Here is an 18,090-nt window from a genome sequence, read left to right as displayed (position 1 = left end):
CCATGACCGCCGCCACCCTCGCTCCCGAACTGCCGCAAGGCCTGCCCTGGCTCAATGCGCCCTCCGGCTCGTTGCACGAGCAACGCGGCCGCATCGTCGCGCTGGCCTTCGTCAATGCCGCGTCCACCTGGTGCGGCCAACGCCTGAATGATCTGGCCGTGCTGCAGGCGCGCCATGTCGGCCGTCTGCAGACGCTGGTGGTGAACGTGCCGCGCTTCGACAGCGAGCGCGATCCGCAGACCTCGCTCAAGCGCCTGCGCCGGCACGGCATCAGCTTTCCGATTGCGCACGACGTCAACTGGGCCACCTGGCAGGCTTTCGGCATCGAGAGCTGGCCCACCGTGTTGTTGATTGACGGCGAAGGCGTGATTCGCCAACGCCTGGTCGGCCTGGAGTCGCAGGCCGAACTCGAGCGCGCGGTTGCCGGTCTGTGCGACGCGCTCAATGCACCGCCCGATGACGATCTGCGCGGAACCCGCGAGAGCCATCCCGAGCCGCGCCTGCCATTGCGGTTCCCGACCGGTCTGGCCGCCACCGCGGATCGTCTGTTCGTGGCCGACAGCGGCCACAACCGCATCCTCGAGTGCAACCATGGTGGCCGCGTACTGCGCCAGTTCGGCATGGCCGGCGCCGATCTGGTCGACGGGGAAGGCGCGCAGGCGGCGTTCCGCAATCCGCAGGGCCTGGCGGTCGTGCGCGAATCGCTGTACGTGGCCGACACCGGCAACCACGCCTTGCGCCGCATCCATCTGCCGACCGGCTCGGTGGTGACCCTGTGCGGCAACGGCCGCGCCGGCGAAACCGTGGACGGAATAATCACTTCGCCGCGATCCGTGGCCTTGAACGCGCCGCTGGCGTTGGCGGCGGGCGGCAACAACCAGATTCATATCGCCATGGGTGGCGACAACCGCATCTGGAGCTACGACCTGACCACGCACGAGCTGCGTTCGCGCGCCGGGTCGGGCCAGCTGGACGTGCGCGACGGCAGCGGGCCCATGGCGGCCTTCGCCCAGCCGACCGCGTTGGCGGCCGTGCACCAGACGCTGTACGTCTGTGACGCGCTGGGCTCGGCCATCCGATCGTTGCAGGTGCGCAACGACACCGTGCAGACGCTGGTGGGGCAGGGCCCCTGGTCCTTCGGCGCCGAAGACGGACCGCGCGATTCGGCGCAGCTGCAGCATCCGCAGGGCATCGCGGTCAGTGCCGACGCGCCGCAGTTGTGGATTGCCGACAGCGGCAACAGCAGCCTGCGCATGTTGCGCCTGGGTGGCGGTGAACTGAGCACCGTCGCCCTGCCGCGGCCGCTGCACGGACCCACCGGCCTGGCCCTGCAGGGCGGCGTGCTGTGGATCGCCGAAACCGATGCCCATGCCGTGCTGCGCTATGACATTGCCAGCGGCGAACTGAGCCACGTGCCGATCGACGAATGAGCGGTCGCCGTACCCCCGCTGCAGGCGAGTCCGGATTCGATGGTAAGGCATTCGCTTCCGGCCTGAGCCTGGCGCCTGGCGTTTACCGCATGTATGCGGCCGACGACAGCCTGCTGTATGTCGGCAAGGCCGGCGCGCTGCGCAAGCGGGTGGCCAGCTATTTCGCCAACACCCCCAAGACCCCGCGCATCCATTCGATGGTGGCGCAGATCGCGCGCATGGACGTGACGGTCACCCGCACCGAGGCCGAGGCCCTGCTGCTGGAAAACCAGCTGATCAAATCGTTGCTGCCGCGCTACAACGTGCTGCTGCGCGACGACAAGAGCTATCCCTACGTGCTGCTGACCCAGGAAACCTGGCCGCGCATCGCCTTCCATCGTGGCCCGCGCAGCCAGGCCGGCCGTTACTTCGGCCCGTACCCCAGCGCTGGCGCGGTGCGCGAATCGCTCAACCTGATGCAGAAGCTGTTCAAGATCCGCAACTGCGAAGACAGCGTGTTCCGCAATCGCTCGCGGCCCTGCCTCCAGTACCAGATTGGCCGCTGCAGCGCGCCCTGCGTGGCGCTGGTGGAGGAGGGCGCCTATCGCGAGTCGGTGCGTCAGGCCGGCCTGTTCCTGGATGGGCGCAGTGACGAGTTGAGCGGCGAACTGAGCAAGGCGATGGAAGTGGCCAGCGAGCGCCTGGAGTTCGAGGAAGCCGCGCGCCTGCGCGATCTGATCAGCACAATGCGCAGCCTGCAGGCACGCCAATACGTGGATGGCCATGCCGCCGACCTGGACGTGCTGTCCTGCGCGATGCGCGGCAGCACGGCCTGCGTGCTGTTGCTGGCGTTCCGCGATGGCCGCAACCTGGGCACGCGCACCTTCTTTCCCAAGACCAATGGCGAAGAGAGCGCCGAGGAAGTATTGGGCGCCTTCGTCTCGCAGTACTACGGCGAACAGATACCGCCGCAGGAAATCGTGCTGGATCGGGAGATTCCCGACAGCGAGCTGCTGGAGGCCGCCTTCACCACCGCGGCCGGCCGCAAGGTCCAACTGAAGTGGAACGTGCGCAGCGAGCGCGCCGGCTATCTGGATCTGGCGCGCCGGAATGCCGAGATTGCCCTGGTCACCGAGATCACCAGCCGCGGCGCGCAGACCGCGCGCAGCGAGGCCTTGAAGGAACTGCTGAACCTTGCCGAGCCGGCGCAGCGGATTGAATGCTTCGACATCAGCCACACGATGGGCGAGGCCACAGTGGCCTCGTGCGTCGTATTCGACGCCAACGGCGCGGTGCGCTCGCAGTACCGGCGCTTCAACATCACCGGTATCGAGCCGGGTGACGACTACGCGGCCATGCATCAGGCGCTGGAGCGACGCTTCCGTCGCGCGGTGGAAGAGGGTGGCGTGCTGCCGGATGTGTTGCTGATTGATGGTGGCGCCGGGCAGCTGGCGCAGGCGCGCGGGGTGCTGGCGGATCTGGGCATCACCAGTGTGGTGATGGTCGGTGTGGCCAAGGGCGAGGAGCGGCGGGCCGGACACGAGACGCTGGTGCTGGCCGATGGGCGTGAAGTCCGGCCGGGCGCGGCGTCACCGGCGCTGCAACTGATCCAGCAGGTGCGCGACGAAGCGCACCGCTTCGCCATCACCGGCCACCGTGGCAAACGCCAGAAGGCGCGCATGACCAGCAAGCTCGAGGATATCGCCGGCATCGGCCCGCGCCGGCGCGCCAGTCTGCTCAAGCATTTTGGCGGCCTGGCCGGCTTGAAAGCCGCGGGCGCCGACGAAATCGCGCGCGTGGAAGGCATCAATGCCGCGCTGGCCGAGCGAATCTACGCTAACCTGCACGGGTTGCCGGCGCCTGTGACGGGAAGTGAGTAGACCGCGAATGAAGTTGACCATCCCCACCTGGCTGACACTGCTGCGGATCGTGTTGATCCCGGTGTTGGTGGTGGTGTTCTACCTGCCCTACAAGTGGACCAACTTTGCCGCCGCCTTCATCTTCGTGCTGGCCGCGGTCACCGATTGGCTGGACGGCTGGATTGCACGCCGCTACCACCTGTACTCGGCCTTTGGCGCGTTCCTGGACCCGGTGGCCGACAAGTTGATGGTGGCGGTGTCGCTGTTCCTGATCGTCCAGGACAACCCCACCATGTGGATGGCCATCTGGGCCGCCGTTATTGTCGGCCGCGAAATTGCCGTCTCCGCCCTGCGTGAATGGATGGCCGAACTGGGTCAACGCGCGCGGGTCAAGGTGGCCACCATCGGCAAGGTCAAGACCATCGTGCAGATGGTGGCGCTGGGCTGCCTGCTGTACGCGTCCACGCCGGGGGCGCTGGACCGTCACGACATCTGGCTGGGTGAATGGATTTTTCATCTTGGCGACTGGCTGCTCGCAATTGCCGCTATACTTACGTTGTGGTCTGGATTTCAGTACCTGCATGCGGCCTGGCCGATTCTGCGGGCCGACGAGAAAAAGGCAGTTGACAGTTCTCGTAACACTGATAAAATTTCCAACTTCACCCCGCGGGAATAGCTCAGTTGGTAGAGCACGACCTTGCCAAGGTCGGGGTCGCGAGTTCGAGTCTCGTTTCCCGCTCCATATTCAGAACACAACCCCGTTCGCGGGGTTTTGTTTTGTAGGGCGCTTGAAATGGCGCCCGGATTGCGCGAGTCTCGCGCAGTCGCCATCGGCCTGGTGGCAGAGTGGTTATGCAGCGGACTGCAAATCCGCGTACGCCGGTTCAATTCCGACCCAGGCCTCCAAATCGATTCGAACAAGAGACCCGCGCCAGCGGGTCTTTTGTTATGGTCGCCCGGTTTCCATCTGCAGCCGGCTGGTGCACGCTATGCCCACCCATTGCCCGGATGGCGAAACAGGTAGACGCATCGGACTTAAAATCCGCCGGCCGCAAGGCCATCCCGGTTCGATTCCGGGTCCGGGCACCAACACGCGGCGCGCGTACCGAAGAAATACGGTTGGCGGCTGCGTAGTTTTTCAGATGGCATCGCCACCCGTCGAAGCGTCAGACTGACTCCTGCAGCACGGGGAGAATGGGGCTTACTCCCCGACAGGGCGCCTCCTTGTGCGAATTCCGCTGCGTCGGGCGTCGAGATCCGAGGAATCTTCCATGCGCAGATCTTCCTTCATTGCGTCCTTGCTAGTGCTGGCGAGCGCCATCGCAACGACTGGCGTGTGCCAGACCCAGGACACATCCAGTGCGACGGGCGAAATGGATGCGCAGCAGCGATTCCAGGCGCTGGACGCCGACCATGATGGCCTGCTCAGCAAGTACGAGTACGACAGCGATGTGCTGATGGCGGTGGCGGATGCCAATCGCGATGGTCTGGTTTCGCCGCAGGAACTGGAACAGGCGCTGGGCCCTCAGGCCCCCGGCACCAAATCGATGGCCAGCAGGATGATTGCGGCCGATATTGACCGCGACGGCCAGCTCAACGAAGACGAGTTGAGGAATGCCATGGAGCTGCGCTTCAAGTGGCTGGACCGCAACGCCGACGGCAATCTGGATCTGGAAGAAATGCGCGCCGGCTATGGTGTTCGCGTGCGGCCGTGAGGCAGTCGCACCTCAAGATTTCCTGGCGAGCCTCGACCCACTGACGTACGGGTTGCCGCGCACATACCAGCGCCAGGGATGATCCTTGGCTTGCGAAATACCGATGCGGGGCCCGGCGACGGGATCGAGCGGTGGCGGCGTCCCGTCATCGAGCACGCGAAATCCGCGATCCCCTTTAATCAAGTCGGCGCCATCCTGTCCACCGGTGATGCCCATCGCCTGGGCCAGACGGGCAGGGCCGCTGCCGATGTCCTTCAAGCGCGCCGGGTTTCCTCGCGCCTCACGCATGGCCTCCAATCCTGCCACGGGTTCGATGGCCCGCAACAGCACGCCCCAGCCCTGGCCTTCTTTGCCGCAGACGGTATTCGCGCACCAGTGCATGCCGTAGGTGAAGTAGACATACAGGTGCCCGGCGGGGCCGAACATGGTGGCGTTGCGTTTGGTGGGGCCACGGAATGTGTGCGCGGCGGGATCCTCGGCACCGCAATAAGCCTCGACCTCGACGATGCGGCCGGCGCGGCCGTCATCGCGGGCAATGATCTTGTTCAGCAGGTCGGGTGCAACCACGCGCGGATCGCGCCTGAAAAACCGACGTGGAAGCGTTGTGCCCGGCCATCGTGTACTTGTCATCGCGCCCTCGCTGTCAGTGACAGAGTGCCAGTCCACGACGCTCGACTTGTGAATGAAACAGCCAACGCCGCGCGGCTGGTAGCCCCGCTTGCGGCGGGGGTACTATGCCCTCCAGCCATGTGCTACTCCGCCCAAATTACCGCCCACTACAAGAAGTTCGTGCGCCAGCACGGCGCCATCATGGGCTTGAAGGAATTCACCGAGCTGCTGCTGGCCGACAGCAAGAAGAAGGGCAAGGGCAGGATGCCCAAGGCGATGGAGGAATGGTTCCGCGATGCCGACTCGCCGCAGGAGCGCGATATCTGGAGCCTGATCCAGGCGCAGCGGCAGGTGCGCGAGCTGGAGCTGCAGCAGGAGATGTTCAAGCAGGCCAAGCGCCTGGCGGATGCCGAGCGCAGCCTGCAAACCAAGAGCACCAAGAAGGCGCAGGATGACCAGCGCATTGCGCGCAGCAAGGTGGAAAAGCTGCGCGGCGATCTGGCCGACCTGCGCCGGCACGAGACGCAGGCACGCGACTTCCGTTTCTTTCCCGGCAACTACGCGCCATTGCTGGTGGCGGAGAACGATCAGCTGGTGGTCTACCCGATGCGCTACCAGTGCAGGCTTCCGGGTTGGACGGAGACCATCGAGCGCAAGTATCCGGGTACCTACAACGCCCGGCGCGATTCGCTGGCCAAGTCCTGGAGCCTGCTGTTCGGCCATCAGCATGGCCTGCTGATCGTTGATACGTTCTACGAGAACGTGCAGGGCGCCGATGGCAAGAACCAGGTGCTGCAGTTCACTCCGCGCACGGGTGAGCCGATGCTGGTGCCGTGCCTGTGGAATCGCTCCGTGGATCCGAGAGGCGAAGAGCCCGATCTGCTGTCCTTTGCCGCCATCACCGACGAGCCGGAGCCCGAAGTGGCCGCCACCGGCCATGACCGCACCATCATCAACCTCAAGCCCGAACATGTGCAGGCGTGGTTGCACCCGGACCCGGATCAGTTGGACGAGCAGTACCGGATTCTGGATGACCGCCAACATCCGTATTACGAGTGGCAGGAAGCGGCTTGACGCCGCCCCAACCGCCGCCGTATCTTCCCCTCCGTCGAAGGTATCCATCTCTTCAACCCGATGAAGCGATGGATTTAATAGGGAAGCCGGTGCGGACCTTCCAGGTCCTATTCCGGCGCTGCCCCGCAGCGGTATTTGGAAACGAACTCCGTCATCAGCACTGGCCCGCAAGGCCGGGAAGCGACGGACAGTAGGCCGCCACGCATCCGCGTGGACCCGTCCATGAGCCCGAAGACCTGCCTCGGCCGGAAGACCCGCGTCTTCCGCTGACCTGGATTCCCGAGGGGGGAAGGCCGGTGCCTGGCGGGCCGCGTGCAAGCCAGCCTCGCCATATCCCCGTTCTGGAAACCGGATCGCCCGAGGGGGCGAAGGTCGCTGGCGTCGTGGCTGCGCGGATGACCTTCGCGTGGGTCGATGCGGTTCCTTCGTTCCTCATCCGACCACGAATGAGGATCTGTCCATGAGCACCACCCGCAATTCCGGCTTCCCGCGCATCGGCGCCCGCCGCGAACTCAAGCAAGCCCTGGAAACCTGCTGGCGCGGCGAATCCAGTGCCGAAGACCTGCAGCGCACCGCTCGCGAACTTCGCCATCGCCACTGGCAACTGCAGGCCGACGCCGGCATCGACATCGTGCCCTGCAACGATTTCTCGCTGTACGACCAAATGCTCGATACCGCGTTCCTGTTCGACGCCATACCCGACGACTACCGCGCGCTGGCTGATCGCGATCCGCTCGCCGGCTACTTCGCCCTCGCTCGCGGCCACCAGAAAGATGGCGTGGATCTGCGTGCGCTGGAAATGACCAAGTGGTTCGACACCAACTACCACTATCTGGTGCCGGAACTGCACGCCGCCCAGCAGTTCCGCCTGCGCGGCGACAAGCCGCTGGCCGAGTTCCTGGAAGCCAAGGCGGCCGGTCATCACGCGCAGCCAGTGCTGCTGGGGCCGGTGAGCTTCTTGTGGCTGTCCAAGTCGGTGGATGGCAGCGACCGGCTTGAACTACTGGATCGCCTGCTGCCGGTCTACGCCGAGCTGCTGAGCCGCCTGCACCAAGCCGGCGCCGATTGGGTGCAGGTCGACGAACCCTGCCTGGTGCTGGATGCCGATCCGCGCCTGCAAGCCGCCTGGCAGCACGCCTACGCCGTGCTCGCGCAGCAGCCACGGCCCAAGCTGCTGCTGGCCAGCTACTTCGGCAGCGTCGGCGACAATCTGGATCTGGTCAGCGGTTTGCCGGTGGAAGGCCTGCATCTGGATCTGGTGCGCGGCGTGGATCAGCTCGATGCCCTGCTGCAACGTTGGCCACGTGGCCGAGTGCTCTCGGCCGGCCTGATCGACGGCCGTAATATCTGGCGCGCCAACCTGGACCACGCACTGGTGCTGGCGCGTTACGCGCAAGGCCATGTCGGCGCGGAGAATCTGTGGCTGGCGCCGTCCTGCTCGCTGTTGCATGTGCCCGTCGATGCCGATGACGAAACTGCACTGGACGCCGAATTGCGCGGTTGGCTGGCCTTCGCCAAGCAGAAGCTGGAGGAACTGCGTCTGCTCGGCGATGCATTGCTCAACCAACCACACGCTGACGCCGCACTCGCCCGGGCCCGTGAGCGCCACGAAGCCCGCCGCCGCTCGCAACGCGTGCATCGCCCGGAAGTCGCTGAGCTGCAGGCATCGCTCACCGCCGAATGGTCGCAGCGCCCGGCCCCCTACGAAACACGTCGCGCGCGCCAGCAAGAGCGCCTGCAACTGCCCGCATTCCCCACCACCACCATCGGCTCATTCCCGCAGACCCACGAAGTCCGCCAAGCCCGCGCCCGCCATCGCGCCGGCAAACTCAGCGACGGTGACTACCAGGCTTACCTAGCTAGCGAGATCGAGCGCTGCGTGCGGGTGCAGGAAGAACTCGACATCGACGTGCTCGTGCACGGCGAATTCGAGCGCAATGACATGGTCGAGTATTTTGGCGAGCAGCTCGAAGGATTCGCCTTCACCCGTCAGGGTTGGGTGCAGAGCTATGGCTCACGCTGCGTGAAGCCACCGATCATCTTCGGCGATGTCTGGCGCCCGACGCCGATGACGGTGGCCTGGACCCGGTACGCGCAGTCGCTGACCACGCGGCCGATGAAAGGCATGCTGACCGGCCCGGTGACGGTGCTGCAGTGGTCGTTTGTTCGCGATGATCAATCCCGTGCCGATACCTGCCGTCAGATCTCGCTGGCTCTGCGCGAGGAAGTGCGCGATCTGGAAGCGGCCGGCATAGCCGTCATCCAGATCGACGAGCCGGCCCTGCGCGAAGGCCTGCCGCTGCGTCGCGCCGAATGGGCGAGCTATCTGGATTGGGCGGTGGAATGCTTCCGCATCACCGCCGGGGTGGCGGGCGAGGGCACCCAGATCCATACCCACATGTGCTACTCGGAGTTCAACGACATCATCGAGGCGGTGGCGGCGATGGATGCCGATGTCATCTCCATCGAGACCTCGCGCTCGCGGATGGAATTGCTGGATGCGTTCGTGCGGTTCCGCTATCCGTACCAGATTGGTCCCGGGGTGTACGACATCCACTCGCCGCGACTGCCTGACAGCGCCGAGATGCGTGGCCTGTTGGACAAGGCCAGCGAGGTGTTGGCGGTGGAGCAGATCTGGGTCAATCCGGATTGCGGCTTGAAGACGCGCGGTTGGGCGGAGACCACGGCCGCGCTGCGGGAAATGGTGGAAGCGGCCAAGGCGATGCGCTTGGTGCATGCCTGATTTCGCATTACCCTGCCGTCTCGACAGGACGGCAGGGTAGGGAAACTGTGCTCACCACGATTGCTCGCTACTTCAATCCATCCGAGGCGCAGATTCTCTGCGCGCGCCTGCAAGCCGACGGTATTCCCGCCTCCGTCGCCGATGACCAGCACATGATGGCCAACTGGGCCTTGGCCGGCGCCCTGGGAGGCGCGCGGCTGCAGGTGCCCGAGGCGTTTGCGGAGGCGGCGGCCGAGGTCGTGCGTGCTTACCACGCAGGTGAGCTTGAGCAGGATCTGATTGCAGAGGATCCCAGTGCCGCAGAACGCTGCCCGGCTTGCGGCGGCGAGCGCCTTGAGAAAACCGTGCCGCTGGGCCAGCGGGCCTTGCTGCTGGCCAGTTGCCTGGCGGTGTCGGTGCCGTTTCCGACCCAGGCGTCGAACTATCGTTGCCTGGCTTGCCAGATGCGCTGGCGGTTCTCCGATATCGAGGCCGCTGGTCAAGTGCGTCAGCCGACCTGAGGCCAGGCCTGCATCCAAATGCCGCCCTGCGGCGTATGTGTCTGTGACGCCGACAGGACGCTACGGATCACTGCGCTACGATGAGCTCGCGCGACAGCCAGGGACCTCCTTCGCCTTTCGAGGCGCTCCGCACCGTGAACACGACCACGCCAGCGCGGGAATTGCAGGATTGGACTGCCGAGATGGCGGCCGTCTCCGGGCAGCGTTCGCGTGAGAGTTTCCTGCGCATCTACGATCACTTCATGCCCCGGGTGTGTCTGTATCTGCGCGGCCTGGGCGTGGCGGAAAGCGTGGCCGAGGAGTTGGCGCAGGAGGCGCTGCTGCGGTTGTGGCAGCGCGCCGGCCAGTACGATGCCGGGCGCAGCGGCCTGTGCACCTGGCTGTTCCGGATCGCGCGCAATCTGCATATCGATCGGGTTCGGCATGAGCCGGGTTGGATCCGGATCCAGGAGGCCATCGAAACCCTGCCGGACGAGCAGGCGCCGCAGGCCAGTTCGGCCGAGGACTACGCCGAGCAGGTCCAGTTGTCGCGTCGCGTCGACGCACTCTCGGCCGTGCAGGCCCGGTTGATCCGCATGTCCTACTTCGAAGCCAAGAGCCACCAGGAAATCGCCGACGAGTTGGGTCTCCCGTTGGGAACCGTCAAATCGCATCTGCGTCGTGCCTTCCAACGCCTGCAGCACGCCATCGGAGACAGCCCATGACGCCGCGCCATCACCTGGACAGCGCCACGGTGGTCGCCTTTGCCGCGGGCACGCTGTCGCCGGCGCTGGCGGCAGTGGCGGCCAGCCATCTGGAAGTCTGTGCGCAGTGCCGCCAGCAGGTGCGGAAGGGCGAACGGCTGGGTGGTTTGCTGTTGGAGCAGCAACAGCCGGGGCATGCCTCGCATGCTCGCCGCGAGTCATTGCGTCAGGACATCCTCGCGCAACTGGATGAAGCACCGGTCGCGCCGCCGGCCAGCCCCTTCCGCAACGCCATCGACGGCCCGCGCGAGGCGGATCCGGATCGTCTGCCGGTGTCCTTGCATGCGTACTTCGGCGAGACCTACAGCGCCTTGCGTTGGCGCTGGATGGGGCCGGGGATGCACATGATCCGCGCGCAGGGCCTGCAGCAGGGCCAGCTGATCCTGCTCAAGATCGCCGCCGGCAAGAGCATGCCCATCCACAGCCACGGCGGCAGCGAGCTGACCCAGATCCTGAAAGGCGCCTACACCGATGCGCTGGGCCGGTTTGCGGTGGGCGATGTGGCGGATCTGGACAGCGAAGTCGAGCACCAACCCGTCACCGTGCCCGGCGTGGCGTGCATCTGCGTGTCGGCGCTGGATGCGCCACTTCGCTTCCCCGGCTGGTTGGCGCGCAAACTGCAGCCACTGATCGGCCTCTGAGCCTGCATCCAAATCGCGCGCTTGCCCGTATGCAGTTGAAAGCAACGGGAGCAGGCCATGACGGTGCAGGCGTCGGCAATGCGGCACAAGCGGTGGATGAGCCTGCGTCGCTGGTTCGACACCGCCGCGCCGGAGCCTGCCGAAGCGCTCGACGACGCGCGCATTGACTGGCTCCGGGTCGTACCTTTCGCCGGCATGCATCTGGCCTGTCTGGCGGTGTTCTGGGTCGGCGTGTCCTGGTTCGCGGTGGGAGTAGCGGCGGCGTTGTACGTGCTGCGGATGTTCGCGATCACCGCCTTCTATCACCGCTACTTTTCCCACCGCACTTTCCAGACCTCGCGCGCCTTGCAGTTCGTGTTCGCGGTGCTCGGTGCGTCATCGGTGCAGCGCGGCCCGTTGTGGTGGGCGGCGCACCATCGCCACCACCATCGCCATGCCGATACACCGGACGACCCGCATTCGCCGGGACAGAAGGGCTTCTGGCGCAGCCACATGGGCTGGTTCCTGACCCGCGGCGGATTCCCGACCCATTGGGCGCGCATTCCGGATCTGGCGGGCTACCGCGAACTGCGCTGGCTGGATCGCTACGACGTGCTGGTGCCGATCGCACTCGCCGCCGCGCTTTATTCACTCGGCGCCTGGCTTGAAGAGGCCGCGCCGCAACTGCACACCAGCGGCGGGCAGTTGCTGGTGTGGGGGTTCTTCATCTCCACCGTGCTGCTGTTCCATGCCACAGTCACCATCAACTCGTTGGCGCATCGTTATGGCCGCCGCCGTTTCGCCACCCGCGATGACAGCCGCAACAACCTGTGGCTGGCGCTGCTGACCTTTGGCGAGGGCTGGCACAACAACCATCACTACTTCCCGGGAAGCGCGCGCCAGGGCTTCTACTGGTGGGAAGTGGACCTCACCTGGTATGGCCTGCGCCTGATGGCCTGGTTGGGACTGGTGTCCGGGCTGAAGCCGGTGCCGGCCTGGGTGATGGCCAAGGCGCGTCGCGGGGCTGCCACGTGAGGCGGCGCATCGCGGTGGTGGGTTCGGGCATCGCCGGACTGGCCAGTGCCTGGTGGTTGTCGCGCCAGCACGCGGTGACGTTGTTCGAACGCGACGCGCACCTGGGCGGGCATACGCACACCCACGATATCGAACTGGATGGCCAACGGATTGCCGTGGACACCGGCTTCATCGTGTTCAACCCACAGCACTACCCGGTGTTGAGCGCGCTGTTCGCCGAGCTGGGCGTGGCCAGCCAGCCGACCACCATGAGTTTTTCCGTGCAGGACGCGCGCACCGGGTTGGAATACAACGCCGGCTCGCTGGCGGGCCTGTTCTGCCAGCGTCGCAACCTGCTGTCTCCACGCTTCTGGGGCCTGTTGCGCGACCTGCGCCGCTTCTACCGGCAGGCGCCGGCCGTGTTGGATCAGCCGGGGGGCGGGCCGACGCTGGGCGAGTATCTGCGTGAGGGTCGCTACGGCCAGGCCTTCATTGAGCAGCACCTGCTACCGATGGCGTCTGCGCTGTGGTCATCGCCGAGTACGGAAGTGCTGGCGTTTCCGGTGCGCTATCTGGTCCGGTTCATGGCCAACCACCAGATGCTGCAGATAAGCGGGCGCACACCCTGGCGGGTGGTGCAGGGGGGCTCGGCCCGCTACGTGGACGCGCTGCGGGCGCGCTGGCAGGTGGACGAACGGGTGAACTGTGGTGTCACTGAGGTGCGTCGCGAAGCGGGGCGTGTATGGATTGAATCGCCGCTGGGCGTGGAGCGCTTCGATGACGTGGTGATGGCTTGCCACAGCGATCAAGCGCTGGCCCTGCTGCAGGACGCCGCCCCGCTGGAACGCGAGGTGCTGGGGGCGATGCGCTACCAGCACAACGAGGTGGTGCTGCATACCGACGAGCGTTTGCTGCCGCGCAACCGCAAGGCGTGGGCGGCGTGGAATGCCTACCTGCCCGCCGAGCCGGGCGCGGCCTGCACGGTCAGCTACTGCATGAACCTGTTGCAGGGCCTGCACGAGGTGCGCCCGCTGATCGTGAGCTTGAACCGCACGCACGACGTCCGCCCGGAATGCCTCCTGCGCACGCTGCAGTATTCGCACCCGGTGCACGACCACGCCATGCTGGCTGCGCAGTCGCGTTGGGCGGAATTGCAGGGTCGGCGCGGCACCTGGTTTGCCGGTGCGTACTGGGGTTGGGGTTTCCACGAAGACGGCATCCGCAGCGCACAGCGCGTGGCGCATGCGATGCGCGAGCGGCATGACCGCGGACATGCCGGCAATGCGGCGCCATCTGCGCAGGCGTTGCCGGCATGAGCGCCAGCGCCATCTATACCGGCTGGGTACGCCATCGCCGGCACGCACCGCAGGCGCATCAATTCCGCTACCGGCTGGCGCAGCTGTGGCTGGACCTGGATGAGGTCGATCAGGTCTTCCACCACCGCTGGCTGTGGTCGGTGGGGCGGCGCAACCTGGCCGAGTTCCGCCGCAGCGATTACCTGGGTGATCCGACGCTGCCCCTGCACGAAGCGGTGCGCCAGCGCGTCGCCAGCGTGCTGGGCCGACGTCCGCGTGGACCGATTCGCCTGCTGACCCATCTGCGCTATGGCGGCTACGCGTTCAACCCGGTCAGCTTCTACTACTGCTACGAACAGGACGGGCAGACGCTCGACTGCATCGTCGCCGAGATCACCAACACGCCCTGGGGCGAGCGCCACGCCTACGTACTGCCGATGGCCACCGCGCAGGCGCGTGGCCGCAGCTGGTGCTGGCAATTCGACAAGGACTTCCACGTCTCGCCGTTCCTGCCCATGGCCTGCGACTACCGCTGGCGTTTCAATCTGCCGGCCGACGAGCTGCAGGTGCATATGCAGGTATCGCGCGAGGGGCAACGCAGTTTCGATGCGCATCTGTGGCTGCGTCGCCGCGCGCTCGACGGCGTGGGCCTGGCCAGCGTGCTGGCCGCCTATCCGCTGATGACCTGGCAAATCATCGGCGCCATCCATTGGCAGGCGTTGCGACTGTGGTGGAAGGGAAACCCGGTGCATGCGCATCCCCACCTGTCGGGTCCACGTCCATGATCCCCAGCATCGATTCGGTGGCGCGCATCGCGCCGACCGCACTGGAACGTTGGCTTCGCCGTCGCTTGCTGGCGAAGCTGTCCGGCCTGCAAGGCGGGCGACTGCGCTTGCGCGACGCCGACGGCCAGTTCGAGCTTGGCCAGGATGTCGGCGAACCGGCGATTGATCTGTGGGTGGACGACCCGGTGTTCTATCGTCAGGTGGCCATGGGCGGCAGCGTGGGCGCGGGCGAGGCGTATATCGACGGCGCCTGGCAATGCAGCGATTTGGTGGCGCTGGTGCAGTTGCTGGTGCGCAACCGCGATCTGCTCGACGGCATGGAGCGCGGACCGGCGCGGCTGGCGGCGCTGCTGCTGCGGCTATGGCATGCGGCCCGGGTCAACTCGCGCACCGGCAGCCGGCGCAACATCGCCGCGCACTACGACTTGGGGAATGCGTTCTTTGCGCTATTCCTGTCGGCGGACATGATGTACTCGTCGGCGATCTTCGCCGATGCCGAGGAGTCGCTGGAACAGGCGTCGCGGCGCAAGCTGGATCGGATTTGCCGCTGGCTGCAACTGGCGCCCGGTGACCGGGTGATCGAGATCGGCAGCGGCTGGGGTGGCTTCGCCGAACACGCCGCCCGCCACTATGGCTGCCATGTGACCACTACCACCATTTCCGCCGAGCAGTACCAGTCGGCGCAGATGCGCATGGTCGCGGCGGGTCTGCAGGAGCAGGTGAGCGTGCTGCAGCTGGACTACCGGGATCTGCGTGGCCAGTACGACAAGCTGGTCTCGATCGAGATGATCGAAGCCGTGGGCGCGCATTACCTGCCGGGCTACTTCGCGCAACTGCAGAAGCTGCTCAAGCCCGGCGGGCTTGCGTTGATCCAGGCCATCACCATCGAGGACCACCGCTATGAGCAGGCCCTGCACAGCGTGGATTTCATCAAGCGGCATGTGTTCCCGGGCAGCTTCATTCCCTCGCTGGAGGCCATCTCTCGTGCGCGGGCCGGGAACAGCGACCTGTACGTGATCGTGCAGGAGGACTTTGGCGAATCCTATGCCTTGACCCTCAACGCCTGGCGGCAGCGCTTCCTGCAGCAGTTGCCGGCGGTGCGCGCGCAGGGCTTCGACGAGGACTTCATCCGCCTTTGGGAGTTCTACCTGGCCTACTGCGAAGGCGGCTTCCGCGAGCGCTCGATTGGCGTGTCGCATCTGCTGATGGCGCGTCCGGGACAGCAGCCACGCGGGAAACATCCGGAGGACAGCCGATGAGCCTGATCGGGGTGGCCTGCCTGGCGGTGGTGATGATGACGGCAGGGTGGCTATGGCAGTGGCGTCACCGGAACATCGGTATTGTCGATGTGCTGTGGGCACTGGGTGTGGGCTGCGCCGCGCTGCTGATCGCCTGGCGTGGCGAAGGTGCGCTCACGCCGAGGATCCTGTTGGCGCTGATGGGGGGACTGTGGGGGCTGCGCCTGGCCGTGCACCTGTGGCGGCGGGTGCGCAGCGAGCCCGAGGATGGTCGCTATCGCCAGCTGCGCGAACACTGGCGGGGAGGGCAGGGCCGCATCTTCGGCTTCTTCCTGCTGCAGGCCGGGCTGGTGGTGCTGTTCGCGCTGCCGTTCGTGGCGGTGGCGGCGAACCCGCGCGACGGATTCAGCGTCTGGTCGTTGGCAGCGGTGCTGGTGTGGCTGGGCAGCGTCGGTGGCGAGGCGCTGGCCGATGCGCAGCTGGCGCGATTCCGCCGTGATCCCGCCCATCACGGCAAGACCTGTCGCAGTGGGTTGTGGCGCTACTCGCGACATCCCAATTATTTCTTCGAGTGGCTGCACTGGTTCAGCTACCTGCTGCTGGCGGTGGGTTCGCCGCGGTGGTGGCTGGCGATCAGTGGGCCGGTGGTGATGTATGTGTTCCTGCGCTGGCTCAGCGGCATCCCGCATACCGAAAAGCAGGCGCTGCGCACGCGGGGTGAGGACTACCGCGAGTACCAGCGCGTCACGCCCATGCTGTTTCCCTGGTTCCCCAAGGATGGCGCGCGCTCGTCGTCGGAGAAAAACCCATGAGCACGACGATGCAGGCAGCCCAGCCGCAGGAAGATGCCGCACGCGGGTTGCTGGGGTTGGCCGAACGTGGCCTGCTGCCGGATCCCTTGCTGCGTATGGGCATCCGCCAGCTATGCCGACAGCGCCTGCGCGAGGAGCGCGAAGGCGGCGTGGAGGCGCAGGCGCAGCGGCTGGCCCGGCGCATCCAGGCGCTGGAGCAGAGTCCCGTCGCCGTGCATGTGGACGCGGCCAACCGCCAGCATTACGAAGTGCCGGCGGCGTTCTTCCAGCTGTGCCTGGGCAAGCGCCTGAAGTACAGCGGCTGCTACTACCCGCGCGGCGATGAAAGCCTCGATCAGGCCGAGCAGGCCATGCTCGAGCTGTATGCGCAACGCGCGCAGCTGGCCGATGGCCAGCAGATCCTGGAGCTGGGCTGCGGCTGGGGTTCGCTGACCCTGTGGATGGCCGAGCGCTATCCGCAGGCGCGCATCACCGCGGTCTCCAATTCGGTGGGCCAGCGCGAGCACATCCAGGCGCAGTGCAGGGCGCGCGGCCTGGCCAACGTGCGGGTGATCACCACCGACGTCAACGAACTGCAGTTGCAGCAGGGCGCCTACGATCGCTGCGTGTCGGTGGAGGTGTTCGAGCACCTGCGCAACTACCGGCAGCTGCTGCAACGGATCGGTCACTGGCTGCGGCCGGACGGCAAGCTGTTCGTGCATATCTTCGTCCACCGCCAGTTCCTGTATCCGTTCGAAACCCAGGGCGAGGACAACTGGATGGGCCGGCACTTCTTCACCGGCGGGCAGATGCCCTCGGCCGACACGCTGCTGTTCTTCCAGCACCACCTGGCGCTGCGCCAGCGCTGGCTGATCGATGGCCGCCACTACCAGCGCACCGCCAACCACTGGCTGCACAACCAGGACCGGCACGCACCTGAAGTGGCCGCAATCCTGCAGCGTTGCTACGGCGATGCCGCGCCGATCTGGCAACAGCGCTGGCGGATGTTCTGGATGGCCTGCGCCGAACTGTTCGGCCTGGACTACGGCCAGCAATGGATGGTGGCCCACTACCTGTTTGAACCGCGCAAGGGAGAAGACTGATGTGGCGACGTCTGCGATTGAGCGTGCTGTCCCTGTGTGCGGCGGTGCTGGGTTGCTCCAGCCAGCCACCGCGTATCCCGCCGGTGCCCCGGGTCGATGTGCCGCGCTTCATGGGTGACTGGTACGTCATCGCGCATATCCCCACCGCCAAGGAAAAAAACGCCTATGACGCGCTGGAGTCCTACGCGCTGCGCAAGGACGGGCGCATCCAGACCACGTTCCGCTACCGCGACGGCAGCTTCGACGCGCCGCTGGAAACCCTGCACCCGGTCGGCACCGTGCGCGACTACGGTAACGGCGCGATCTGGGACATGCAGTTCGTCTGGCCGATCCAGGCCGAGTACGTGATCGTCGATCTGGATCCGGACTACCAGCGCACCATCGTCGGCCGCAGCAAGCGCGACTACGTCTGGCTGATGGCGCGCACGCCACAGATTTCCGAGGCCGACTACCAGGCCGGTCTGAGCAAGATTCGCGCGCTGGGCTATGACGTCAGCCAGATCCGGCGGGTGCCGCAGGGGGCGAACGCGAGCAAGTGAGCGCCTCGCGCGCTCCACCTGACTTCGTTGCCCTGCGCGGCAGCCCGGTGGCC

Annotated in this window: 17 protein-coding genes, 3 tRNA genes and 1 riboswitch; of the genes, 19 read left to right on the top strand and 1 reads right to left on the bottom strand. The window is 66.1% G+C overall.

Annotation, left to right across the window (positions count from 1 at the left end):
* The first annotated feature begins 2 nt into the window (after nucleotides 1-2).
* The 7 genes from B5X78_RS01235 to B5X78_RS01205 all read left to right on the top strand — a co-directional run bounded on the left by B5X78_RS01235 (nucleotide 3) and on the right by B5X78_RS01205 (nucleotide 4,983).
* Entirely contained in the window at nucleotides 3-1,430 is a 1,428-nt protein-coding gene (locus tag B5X78_RS01235; protein WP_079722673.1) for a redoxin domain-containing protein, read from the top strand.
* Nucleotides 1,427-3,289 (top strand): excinuclease ABC subunit UvrC, encoded by a 1,863-nt coding sequence (gene uvrC / locus B5X78_RS01230; RefSeq protein WP_079722672.1) that lies wholly within the window; start codon nucleotides 1,427-1,429, stop codon nucleotides 3,287-3,289. Before B5X78_RS01235 ends, uvrC begins: the two co-directional genes overlap by 4 nt.
* 7 nt (nucleotides 3,290-3,296) lie before the next feature.
* Nucleotides 3,297-3,944 (top strand): CDP-diacylglycerol--glycerol-3-phosphate 3-phosphatidyltransferase, encoded by a 648-nt coding sequence (pgsA, locus tag B5X78_RS01225; RefSeq protein ID WP_079722671.1) that lies wholly within the window; start codon nucleotides 3,297-3,299, stop codon nucleotides 3,942-3,944.
* A tRNA-Gly gene (locus B5X78_RS01220) sits at nucleotides 3,935-4,010 on the top strand. The genes pgsA and B5X78_RS01220 overlap by 10 nt, the downstream gene beginning before the upstream one ends.
* 90 nt (nucleotides 4,011-4,100) lie before the next feature.
* A tRNA-Cys gene (locus B5X78_RS01215) sits at nucleotides 4,101-4,174 on the top strand.
* Between the two features lie 96 nt (nucleotides 4,175-4,270).
* A tRNA-Leu gene (locus B5X78_RS01210) sits at nucleotides 4,271-4,357 on the top strand.
* Between the two features lie 182 nt (nucleotides 4,358-4,539).
* The gene (locus tag B5X78_RS01205) at nucleotides 4,540-4,983 is read left to right on the top strand and encodes an EF-hand domain-containing protein (protein WP_079722670.1); all 444 of its coding nucleotides are present in this window, start codon (nucleotides 4,540-4,542) and stop codon (nucleotides 4,981-4,983) included.
* Between the two features lie 12 nt (nucleotides 4,984-4,995).
* Here the strand turns inward: B5X78_RS01205 and B5X78_RS01200 are convergent, their stop codons facing one another.
* Complete coding sequence (locus B5X78_RS01200) at nucleotides 4,996-5,613, bottom strand: DNA-3-methyladenine glycosylase (protein ID WP_079724370.1); 618 nt, start codon at nucleotides 5,611-5,613, stop codon at nucleotides 4,996-4,998.
* 117 nt (nucleotides 5,614-5,730) lie between these two features.
* Here B5X78_RS01200 and B5X78_RS01195 point away from each other — a divergent pair, with 117 nt between their 5' ends.
* From B5X78_RS01195 to B5X78_RS01140, 12 genes are all read left to right on the top strand, one after another.
* Entirely contained in the window at nucleotides 5,731-6,666 is a 936-nt protein-coding gene (locus B5X78_RS01195; protein ID WP_079722669.1) for an SOS response-associated peptidase family protein, read from the top strand.
* 21 nt (nucleotides 6,667-6,687) lie between these two features.
* Nucleotides 6,688-6,924, top strand: a riboswitch (cobalamin riboswitch).
* Nucleotides 6,925-7,126: 202 nt separating this feature from the next.
* Complete coding sequence (metE, locus tag B5X78_RS01190) at nucleotides 7,127-9,409, top strand: 5-methyltetrahydropteroyltriglutamate--homocysteine S-methyltransferase (protein WP_079722668.1); 2,283 nt, start codon at nucleotides 7,127-7,129, stop codon at nucleotides 9,407-9,409.
* Between the two features lie 47 nt (nucleotides 9,410-9,456).
* Nucleotides 9,457-9,909 carry a putative signal transducing protein gene (locus B5X78_RS01185; RefSeq protein WP_176140749.1) on the top strand — a complete coding sequence of 151 codons (453 nt, stop codon included), beginning with the start codon at nucleotides 9,457-9,459 and terminating at the stop codon, nucleotides 9,907-9,909.
* A gap of 80 nt (nucleotides 9,910-9,989) precedes the next feature.
* A complete protein-coding gene (locus B5X78_RS01180) occupies nucleotides 9,990-10,613 on the top strand; it encodes a sigma-70 family RNA polymerase sigma factor (protein ID WP_079722666.1) in 624 nt (207 codons plus the stop codon).
* Entirely contained in the window at nucleotides 10,610-11,293 is a 684-nt protein-coding gene (locus B5X78_RS01175) for a ChrR family anti-sigma-E factor (protein WP_079722665.1), read from the top strand. The genes B5X78_RS01180 and B5X78_RS01175 overlap by 4 nt, the downstream gene beginning before the upstream one ends.
* A gap of 57 nt (nucleotides 11,294-11,350) precedes the next feature.
* Nucleotides 11,351-12,307, top strand: coding sequence for an acyl-CoA desaturase (locus tag B5X78_RS01170; RefSeq protein WP_079722664.1), 957 nt, complete (start codon nucleotides 11,351-11,353; stop codon nucleotides 12,305-12,307).
* On the top strand, nucleotides 12,304-13,602 hold the full coding sequence (locus tag B5X78_RS01165; RefSeq protein WP_079722663.1) for an NAD(P)/FAD-dependent oxidoreductase: 1,299 nt from the start codon (nucleotides 12,304-12,306) through the stop codon (nucleotides 13,600-13,602). Before B5X78_RS01170 ends, B5X78_RS01165 begins: the two co-directional genes overlap by 4 nt.
* Nucleotides 13,599-14,366 carry a DUF1365 domain-containing protein gene (locus B5X78_RS01160; RefSeq protein WP_079722662.1) on the top strand — a complete coding sequence of 256 codons (768 nt, stop codon included), beginning with the start codon at nucleotides 13,599-13,601 and terminating at the stop codon, nucleotides 14,364-14,366. The genes B5X78_RS01165 and B5X78_RS01160 overlap by 4 nt, the downstream gene beginning before the upstream one ends.
* The gene (locus tag B5X78_RS01155; RefSeq protein ID WP_079722661.1) at nucleotides 14,363-15,625 is read left to right on the top strand and encodes an SAM-dependent methyltransferase; all 1,263 of its coding nucleotides are present in this window, start codon (nucleotides 14,363-14,365) and stop codon (nucleotides 15,623-15,625) included. Before B5X78_RS01160 ends, B5X78_RS01155 begins: the two co-directional genes overlap by 4 nt.
* Nucleotides 15,622-16,416 carry a DUF1295 domain-containing protein gene (locus B5X78_RS01150; RefSeq protein WP_079722660.1) on the top strand — a complete coding sequence of 265 codons (795 nt, stop codon included), beginning with the start codon at nucleotides 15,622-15,624 and terminating at the stop codon, nucleotides 16,414-16,416. Before B5X78_RS01155 ends, B5X78_RS01150 begins: the two co-directional genes overlap by 4 nt.
* Nucleotides 16,413-17,498 carry a cyclopropane-fatty-acyl-phospholipid synthase family protein gene (locus B5X78_RS01145; protein WP_079722659.1) on the top strand — a complete coding sequence of 362 codons (1,086 nt, stop codon included), beginning with the start codon at nucleotides 16,413-16,415 and terminating at the stop codon, nucleotides 17,496-17,498. Before B5X78_RS01150 ends, B5X78_RS01145 begins: the two co-directional genes overlap by 4 nt.
* Nucleotides 17,498-18,037, top strand: coding sequence for a lipocalin family protein (locus B5X78_RS01140; RefSeq protein WP_079722658.1), 540 nt, complete (start codon nucleotides 17,498-17,500; stop codon nucleotides 18,035-18,037). The genes B5X78_RS01145 and B5X78_RS01140 overlap by 1 nt, the downstream gene beginning before the upstream one ends.
* Nucleotides 18,038-18,090 lie beyond the last annotated feature (53 nt).

The sequence above is a fragment of the Pseudoxanthomonas indica genome (genome assembly GCF_900167565.1).
In the GTDB taxonomy this organism is placed as follows: domain Bacteria; phylum Pseudomonadota; class Gammaproteobacteria; order Xanthomonadales; family Xanthomonadaceae; genus Pseudoxanthomonas_A; species Pseudoxanthomonas_A indica.
This window is presented reverse-complemented; position numbering and strand designations above follow the sequence as displayed.

Coding starts and splice junctions, on each gene's coding strand:
- pgsA (WP_079722671.1), top strand. CDS start 3,297: ATGAAGTTGACCATCCCCACCTGGCTGACACTGCTGCGGATCGTGTTG.
- B5X78_RS01200 (WP_079724370.1), bottom strand. CDS start 5,613: ATGACAAGTACACGATGGCCGGGCACAACGCTTCCACGTCGGTTTTTC.
- B5X78_RS01150 (WP_079722660.1), top strand. CDS start 15,622: ATGAGCCTGATCGGGGTGGCCTGCCTGGCGGTGGTGATGATGACGGCA.
- B5X78_RS01140 (WP_079722658.1), top strand. CDS start 17,498: ATGTGGCGACGTCTGCGATTGAGCGTGCTGTCCCTGTGTGCGGCGGTG.
- B5X78_RS01155 (WP_079722661.1), top strand. CDS start 14,363: ATGATCCCCAGCATCGATTCGGTGGCGCGCATCGCGCCGACCGCACTG.
- B5X78_RS01160 (WP_079722662.1), top strand. CDS start 13,599: ATGAGCGCCAGCGCCATCTATACCGGCTGGGTACGCCATCGCCGGCAC.
- metE (WP_079722668.1), top strand. CDS start 7,127: ATGAGCACCACCCGCAATTCCGGCTTCCCGCGCATCGGCGCCCGCCGC.
- B5X78_RS01205 (WP_079722670.1), top strand. CDS start 4,540: ATGCGCAGATCTTCCTTCATTGCGTCCTTGCTAGTGCTGGCGAGCGCC.
- B5X78_RS01195 (WP_079722669.1), top strand. CDS start 5,731: ATGTGCTACTCCGCCCAAATTACCGCCCACTACAAGAAGTTCGTGCGC.
- B5X78_RS01170 (WP_079722664.1), top strand. CDS start 11,351: ATGACGGTGCAGGCGTCGGCAATGCGGCACAAGCGGTGGATGAGCCTG.
- B5X78_RS01145 (WP_079722659.1), top strand. CDS start 16,413: ATGAGCACGACGATGCAGGCAGCCCAGCCGCAGGAAGATGCCGCACGC.
- B5X78_RS01180 (WP_079722666.1), top strand. CDS start 9,990: ATGAGCTCGCGCGACAGCCAGGGACCTCCTTCGCCTTTCGAGGCGCTC.
- uvrC (WP_079722672.1), top strand. CDS start 1,427: ATGAGCGGTCGCCGTACCCCCGCTGCAGGCGAGTCCGGATTCGATGGT.
- B5X78_RS01235 (WP_079722673.1), top strand. CDS start 3: ATGACCGCCGCCACCCTCGCTCCCGAACTGCCGCAAGGCCTGCCCTGG.
- B5X78_RS01175 (WP_079722665.1), top strand. CDS start 10,610: ATGACGCCGCGCCATCACCTGGACAGCGCCACGGTGGTCGCCTTTGCC.